Source organism: Danxiaibacter flavus, from assembly GCF_041060425.1.
GTDB classification, from domain to species: Bacteria; Bacteroidota; Bacteroidia; order Chitinophagales; family Chitinophagaceae; genus Danxiaibacter; species Danxiaibacter flavus.
In genome coordinates this window covers 95,668-103,678 of sequence record NZ_JAULBC010000006.1, presented here as the reverse complement: position 1 = coordinate 103,678, position 8,011 = coordinate 95,668, and the positions used below count along the sequence as shown (strand labels likewise).

Here is an 8,011-nt window from a genome sequence, read left to right as displayed (position 1 = left end):
AATACGAAGTACGAAGTACGTTAGGTGCGACAAGCGAACGTTTCTTTTATTCTTTATAAGTTCCGGATGAAGTACAAAATATGAAGTACGAAGTACGTTAGGTGCGACAAGCGAACGTTTCTTTTATCTTTATAAGTTCCGGATGAAATACGAAGTACGAAGTACGTTAGGTGCGACAAGCGAACGTTTCTTTTATTCTTTATAAGTTCCGGATGAAGTACAAAATATGAAGTACGAAGTACGTTTGGCGCGAGAGACAAATGGTTCTTTTATTCCTTATAAGTTCCGGATGAAGTACGAAATACGAAGTACGAAGTACGTTTGGTGCGAAATCTGACCTTTCTCTTTAGTTTTTATAAATCCAGGATAAAGTACGAAATACTTTATGTGAGAGAAGCAAACGATTCTTTTGTCCGTTTTAAATTCGATATGAAGTACGAAGTATGTTAGATGCGAAAGCTGTATATTCCTGTAAGTCTTAAAATTGCTGAAGGGTGGCCCTACACCACTTCTTTTTCCTCTTATTAAGAATCGATAACGGTCATAACTTACATGACCACCTCCCCCTTCAATTGTTGTCAGGCCCGCACCCGTCAACCTTCCCCCATTTTCAATTTTCAATTTTCAATTTTCAATTTTCAATTGTCAATTATCAGAATTTCAATTGTCAATTGACAACGAATCTTGTAGGTTTGCCCCATGACACATTTAACCATAAGCCGAAGAGGTGAAGAAATGCCAGCTTCTCCCATCAGGAAACTGGTGCCTTTTGCAGAAGCTGCTAAGAAAAAGGGCGTAAAAGTATACCATTTAAATATCGGTCAACCTGATATTGAAACCCCGAAGATGGTATTGGATGCCGTCAGGCATTCCGACTTTAAGATACTTGAATATAGCCACAGTGCCGGCAATGAGAGCTATCGGAAAAAGCTTGTTTCCTACTACAAGAAAGTGGGTGTTGATGTAAGTTATGAAGACATTCTTATCACTACAGGCGGCTCTGAAGCCATCCTTTTTGGCATGATGGCCTGTTGCGATGAAGGTGATGAAATTATTATTCCAGAACCATTTTATGCCAACTACAATGGATTTGCAGTTGAAGCTGGCGTAAAAGTTGTTCCGATCACTTCATATATAGAAAACGGATTTGCGCTTCCCCCAATTGAAGAGTTTGAAAAAGCAATCACCCCAAGAACCAGGGCAATCATTATTTGCAACCCCAACAACCCCACCGGTTATTTATATAGCAAACAAGAACTGGAAACACTAAAAGAAATTGTATCTAAACACAATCTCTTCCTGTTTTCAGATGAAGCATACAGGGAGTTTTGTTATGAAGGAGAACATTTCAGTGCAATGAGCCTTCAGGGAGTAGAAGAAAACGTCGTATTAATGGACACCATCAGTAAGCGATACAGCGCCTGCGGTGGAAGAATAGGTGCATTGGTGACCAAAAACAAGGCCTTATATAGTACAGTCCTCAAATTTGGACAAGCCAGGTTAAGCCCGCCATCATTCGCACAAATAGCAGGCGAAGCAGCCATTGACTTGCCCGACAATTACTTTGACGAAACCAAAGCGGAATATAAAAAAAGAAGGGATCTACTGGTAAGACGCTTAAATGAAATGCCGGGAGTGCATTGCCCCAACCCCGGCGGAGCCTTCTATGCGATAGCCAAATTGCCCATTGATGATTCCGACAAGTTCTGCCAATGGTTACTGGAAGAATTTCAATACAACAATCAGACGGTAATGCTGGCCCCTGCAACAGGCTTTTACGGTGATCCGCAACTGGGCAGACAAGAAGTAAGACTCGCCTACGTATTAAATTTAAATGACATAAATAGTTCTATGGACTGTTTGGCTCAAGCTTTGCAGAATTATCCCGGAAAAGTTTAAATATTTTTTTCATTAATGTATTGTTTTTCAAGATTAATCCCTTTACTTTGTGTCATCGATACAGAATAACACATACATAAATATAAAACTAATATAAGTTATATCAAGAGTTTTCATATGGCAAGCAATCGAAGATGGCCTGTTGTTTTTACAACGGGCTTTTTTTATATTTTTTGTGTTTTTATTTGGCAGAATGGTTTGCCACTATTATTTTTGCCGCCCATTTGGCGAGGTAGCTCAGATGGTTAGAGCGCAGGATTCATAACCCTGAGGTCACGGGTTCAACTCCCGTCTTCGCTACAAAGAGCCCCTTGATAATCAAGGGGTTCTTTCTATTACACAGGAATCTGCGTCAATTTCTGCGTCACTTCAAGATACAATAGGAAACATCCTATTAAGAGAATTTAAAGAAAGAACCCTAACACCTAAGCCCATGTACAAACAAGCCAAACTTGTAGTATCAAAATCCAACCGGTGGTATATAAAATTTTACTTTCTAATACCAGGATCTTCAAATAAATACAAACGTTTCAGAGAATACTTTGATATTAATCAAATTAAAATCAGGTCTGCCCGTATGAAACATGCCTTACAGTTAGAAAATTTTGTAAATGAAAAGCTCAAGAGTGGATTTAACCCTTTTACTGCAGTAAAATCGAAAGAGTACAAGACTGCAGGCAAAACTTTGCCTACTCAAATTGAAGCAATTGTATCGATTAAATCTGTTGGAGCAAGTAAAGATGCGCAAGCTTCTTACAAAAGTTATGCGAAGCGTTTTACGGATTTTCTGGAAGACAAGAGTTACCATACGATGTCTGCCTACGAGTTTGATGTAGAAAAGGCGGAGGAGTTTAAAGAGTATGTATTTAAGCACAAAGATCTATCGCCAAAAACAACAAATGCTTCTTTATCGTACCTCTGTAATTTTTGGAAATTAATGATCGCAAAAAAATGGGCATCTTCGAATCCATTTAGTTCAATAGCGAGAGTAACAAATAAAGACAAGGCGAGAAATCTAAACAAGAAAGAACTTTATGAACCGCTGACACCGGAAGAACTAAACAAAATTGCGGAACATTTAAGAATTTTAGGCGAACACTCGTTTTTAAACTATCTTCTTTTTATCTATTACTCCTGGGCCAGACCGGCTGAAATAAACAGATTAAAAATTTCTAACGTAGACCTTAAAAATTCATGCATTTACTTCCCTTCCAAAAGCACGAAATCCGATAAAAAAGCTACCATACAAATCGTACCCCCACTCCTAAATATTTTGACGGAACATTTAGTCGAAACCCGAAATCCAGAGGACTATCTGTTTACAACAGATAATTTCAAGCCAGGAACCAAAAAGCTTGACAATAATTTCCCTTATCGGCGGTGGGTTTGGTTTGTTCATGAAGACTTAGGAATTATGAAAGACATGTATGCATTAAAACATAGTGGTAATATTCATTACCTCTTAAACAACAAGGGCAATGTGGATCTTAAGTGGCAACAAATGCAAAATAGACATAGTAGTAGCGCTATGACGGATCGTTACAATAGGAAGCTTGGTGCTTACTTTATTGAAGTGGAGGGATTAAATTTTGCTACGTTTGACTGAACATCTTCGTTTTTTTTATTGACTTTGACCTTACAATTAAAATATCCATTTTCCTTTGGACGAGTCTGAAAAGAATAAGGCCTCAATTCAATCATTTGTTTATTTTTTTGACGTTCAGCGATGTACATTATTACCGAATAAGGCTTTTGAATAGTTCCGTCGTCAACCAACTCCTTTGGCAAAACAATATTCATTCCTTGGGCATTCGTATTCGCACTAGGATATATAAGTCCCGAGGCTGCTAATGGCAGTTTGAGCTTCATTAAAGCCTTAAAAAAAGGCGCTGAAATTCGATAGTGAACATATTTGGCGTGCTGTTGACAGAAAACATCACTCATAAAATTCAGAAACGACAACGAATAAGCAAATCGTTCGTAGTTGCCTTTACAAATTTTTTCCAATTCGTTATAGAACAGCAAATTTAACCAATTGAAGTCATGATATGCTGCAAATGATAAAGACGTAAAGGGTAAGACATAAGCGTTGACGGGCTGCGAAAGATACCAACTACCGACCGTAAATAATGCACTAGGTTCATGAATTCTTGTCGCAAAGTCAGCGCCAACTTCCATTACCGCAGTTGTTTGTCCAGAGTCAAGCCTCCTGCTTTCAAGATGTCGTTTGGATACAAGTGCCGCATAGAATACTTGTTCTTGTTCGTAATTCGCCCTCGCGAATCTAATTTTTTGGGCATCGGGAGGATACGAGAGATCATTTAGTGAATGGAATTTTTTCTTGCCATCGTTTGGCCTCGCCCTTAATAGAGGGATTTTATCCAGAGTCACGTGAGGAATAGCAACCCAAGACAAATATCTTTCTAACTCCCACTCAATATAGCTCATGGGAATGTCTGGATCTGAAGCCCAGCGGAAAAGTCTTGTTTGCAGATGCTCAAGCGAAATGTCTGGCAATTTCATTTATTCAATTTTTAGATTTTTAAGTATTATCTGACAACTTTTAAATCTAGTGATTCCTGCACAAAAGAATAGCCTACTTTTTCAAATACTTTTCGAGCTTGCATATTGCGCTCCTTCGTCCATAATACAACTTTACGATATTTTTTTTCCAATATTTTTTTTGTGACTTCATAAAGAAGTGAGCTTGCATACCCATGATTGCGAAATTCAAGTGGGGTATAAATAGAGATTATACACGGATCCTTAGTATCTGATTTCCCGAACAAGACAAATGCGCACACTTCGTTGTCGACCACCCAAACGTAATAATTTTCAATCGGCCCCAACACGTTACTGGTATCATGCGCATATCGTTCTTCTCCGTTTGTAAACTCTTCCTTGAACTTAGCAGACATACTTATTAATTTATTTATGTCAATTTCACAAGCATTTTTCATTTGCCCAGTAGTTATACTGAATGTCGATGAAATCGCTACACATTCATAAAACACCGCGTTACTGTCACATAGAAATTCGACCTTTGACCAATGTGCGATTGCTTCTACAATATTTTTTGAACCTATTAACATGGAAAGACCCTTCGATCGATTTAAATAATCTGCAAGCTTTCTCACCATTCCATTGTGAAAACTATTCGAGTAGAGCACGCATCTTTCCGACGACAGGAGACATAATATAAAAGATCCACCATCATAAATTTTGCAGGCCCCTCGAAATTCATCCTCCCCAGATTTTATCCGGTCAATAACCCGAGTAAATTTGAGAAAAAACAAATCGTTTGAAGAAAACAAGTTTCCATGAGCTTTTCTAAAAGAAGACGGAGTTCCGTACGGTTTAAGTGACGCCATTAGTTTGACTTTTGAGAAATGCAATTTAACTGGTATTCACAAACAACCGCGCTGTTTTTAATGGTGAGGCAATGTTACTAGTCTAATTTTTCTAACAAGGAATGCAGCATTTATGCGTCTTTCCGGTAAAAAAAGAAAATGTTTTAGTCAGAAATGCCCATCGACAGCAAGGCGCTCCCTATCCGTTTTCTGTCCGGACGATGACATTTGTCAGGTATATGAAACGACTTTCCTGCCATAAAAGCTAACAAAAATCAGCAAATTTTACCTTATCGAGATGCCGCCTAAAACCTGTCCGGACAATGCCAAACGTAGTTCGTTAAAGTGGAGATGGCCCCATAGCAACATATCCAAAGCCTCGGTGTAGTCGGTTTGTTCTTCTGCGGGATAGTTGAGATTCTTTTCTTTGCTCTTATCCTTTTTGGTCACGCCTCCGGATGTGATCGCGCCGGCCTGATGCATTGCGGTGAGTAACGTAGCAGCTCTTAGATCATTGAACATTACGGACTCTTCGCCAGTTTGAGCGAGCACCTTTTTAAAGCGTTCGAAACGTATGTTGTGGTCGGAAGCTTTACCAATGTAGACTTCGATCACAGTCCAGCCCAAAAAAGTTAATTCATCGTAGACAATTTGCCGGAATGGTTTGTTTGTTATTGATCCGGTTCTACCGATGGCAGTGTGATCGTAGAAGTAATAAACCGTTTTGTTTTGATGTGTCGCAAATAGGTCGCTGAAAGCCTTGCAGGTAGCTTCCAGTCCTCCTTTATCTTCGTGAAGGGTGTGAACACCAGCTACAATATTGAGCGTATTGATGTGAGTTCCTGGTAATGACCCGAACTGACCAATCGCCATCGGAGAGATTCGCCATTGGTAATCCAGTGCTATGCCAAGTGGCAAGGCTGGATCTACGTCGTTCAGCATCTTGTATTTGTGGGCATTGTCAAGGGTTGGGTAGAATACGTTAAGGATTTCACCAGGATCTTCGTTAAGAATAGCAACGTTATATTCAATGCGTCCGCAGTTGCGCTTTTGGCTGCGGTAATAGAAGTCACCTAACACATCCTTGTTCTCATAGGGTTGAGCTTCACTTACATAGATAAGTTCCTTCCGGATGGCATTGGCGCGTTGTTCATAGGTTATTATCTTTTTCTTTAGAGCATAGTATTTCGCTGACTTTTCTTCTACTTGCTGCAGTTCCTTTTGCATATTGAAGATTTCCATCTGCAGAACATACACAACCTCGACAGCTTCGTGATCCACTAGCTTGCGTTTGTTTAGCAGCCATTTTATATCACCTGCTTCATCCAGGTATTTGTCAGTGAAAAACCATTTGCTGAGGTATTCCGGAAGATGGCCAAAATGTTGTTCTGCACCACGCAGAGCCGGCACAACTTCCGTATCGATCTTTTTCGGATCGCAGTACTTGGTTTCATCGCAGATCATTGCCTGGGCGTTGAACGCATTGGCAGATCCTTCAACCTTTATGCTGACCAAGCACAAGGCCATGCCAGTAGCAAAAGAGATTACACGGCTAAACCGGCCAAGCGGTATTAGTGGTTTTGTCCACTGGTCTGGTGGCTTTTGATATTTCACAAAATCCACGCCTTCTATCAGGCCTAGCTTGTCCGTAATGAAATTGATGATATTTGGAACCACCCTTGTTTCAAGTCGCTCATAAGTATCTGAGACCAGCAATATTTGCGAACGCGGCATCACTTCACTTAATCGCTGGATCCTTGGCCCTATGCCTCCACCGGTTTTACCTCCCGCACGTGGCCAAAGGCAATAGGTTGTGCCTGCATTGATAATTTGGATTAACGCTTGCGACCGGTTTAGTTTAACCGTAACTGAATCATTTTCCTGGTTACTGCTCTTCATCATTTCCCTGCAGACGGTTAATTATAGTTTGGGATTTTTCGAATGCCTGGTCGGGTGATAAGTTGGCCTGCAAAATATTGGCGTCACCGATGATAAGGTTGATATTTTTAGGAGAACGTGGCGCCGTAAAGCAAATTATCTACTCAAGGATTTACACACCCGAATATTTCTAAGGTCTGTTCAACTCAAAAATAGGAACTACGATTTGGAAATTATATAACACTTATTTATTAGCCGTCATGCCCGGTTTAATATTTCCAATTTACAACATCCCCTACTATTCATCTCTTTCCTTTTCAACTTTGATAAGATTTCCTTTTTCATCAAAATAAATTTCCTTTCCTTTAGTTTCGGCTTCTTAGCACGTTTTTCCCTTCGGGCTAACCACTTTTGAAACTTCCTCAAATTTAGCTCCGGAGTAACTCTTTTTTAAATAATTTTGAGCTAACTGCGGTAACCCGGATTGTTCTATATAATACTCCTTTTCCATTTCGTTGCCACTTTTATCCATATGAACAGCCACCTTCTTTCCATTTCGGTAAATTTTGATTCGTACTTTCCTTTTTTTTCAGGTGGCATCTTTTCCACTGTATACATTACAGATAAGAATGTCGACATGATGTCTCCATCAAGATTTTCAAACTTACAAGATCAACGTGATCGCAACCGTCTATCAGGGTCCGAAGACTATGAATTACAGTATTTGGAAGAAAAGCTTGGTGTAAGCAAGCAACAAATATTAGATGCTATAAAACAAGTGGGTAATGACAGGGCCAAAGTTGAGGAATATCTTTCCAAGAAATAAACCCGAGGAGAAGTCAAAACATCAATTAAGAGCAAAACCGTTTAGATACAGATCTTAA

The 8,011-nt window shown here is 39.5% G+C and carries 6 protein-coding genes and 1 tRNA gene; 4 read left to right on the top strand and 3 right to left on the bottom strand.

Annotation, left to right across the window (positions count from 1 at the left end):
* The first annotated feature begins 699 nt into the window (after positions 1 to 699).
* From QTN47_RS17605 to QTN47_RS17595, 3 genes are all read left to right on the top strand, one after another.
* The gene (locus tag QTN47_RS17605) at positions 700 to 1,899 is read left to right on the top strand and encodes a pyridoxal phosphate-dependent aminotransferase (RefSeq protein WP_369330720.1); all 1,200 of its coding nucleotides are present in this window, start codon (positions 700 to 702) and stop codon (positions 1,897 to 1,899) included.
* 226 nt (positions 1,900 to 2,125) lie between these two features.
* Positions 2,126 to 2,199, top strand: a tRNA-Met gene (locus QTN47_RS17600).
* 133 nt (positions 2,200 to 2,332) lie between these two features.
* Positions 2,333 to 3,505, top strand: a complete 1,173-nt coding sequence (locus tag QTN47_RS17595; protein WP_369330719.1) for a tyrosine-type recombinase/integrase — start codon at positions 2,333 to 2,335, stop codon at positions 3,503 to 3,505.
* Here the strand turns inward: QTN47_RS17595 and QTN47_RS17590 are convergent.
* The 3 genes from QTN47_RS17590 to QTN47_RS17580 form a co-directional block, all read right to left on the bottom strand.
* Positions 3,460 to 4,422 carry a hypothetical protein gene (locus QTN47_RS17590; protein ID WP_369330718.1) on the bottom strand — a complete coding sequence of 321 codons (963 nt, stop codon included), beginning with the start codon at positions 4,420 to 4,422 and terminating at the stop codon, positions 3,460 to 3,462. The two genes, QTN47_RS17595 and QTN47_RS17590, sit on opposite strands and share 46 nt — an antisense overlap.
* A gap of 26 nt (positions 4,423 to 4,448) precedes the next feature.
* On the bottom strand, positions 4,449 to 5,270 hold the full coding sequence (locus tag QTN47_RS17585) for a GNAT family N-acetyltransferase (RefSeq protein WP_369330717.1): 822 nt from the start codon (positions 5,268 to 5,270) through the stop codon (positions 4,449 to 4,451).
* Positions 5,271 to 5,534: 264 nt separating this feature from the next.
* Positions 5,535 to 7,151 carry a hypothetical protein gene (locus tag QTN47_RS17580; RefSeq protein ID WP_369330716.1) on the bottom strand — a complete coding sequence of 539 codons (1,617 nt, stop codon included), beginning with the start codon at positions 7,149 to 7,151 and terminating at the stop codon, positions 5,535 to 5,537.
* 508 nt (positions 7,152 to 7,659) lie between these two features.
* On the opposite strand from QTN47_RS17580, the gene QTN47_RS17575 reads away from it, so the two are divergent.
* A complete protein-coding gene (locus QTN47_RS17575; RefSeq protein WP_369330715.1) occupies positions 7,660 to 7,953 on the top strand; it encodes a DUF3606 domain-containing protein in 294 nt (97 codons plus the stop codon).
* Positions 7,954 to 8,011: the final 58 nt, after the last annotated feature.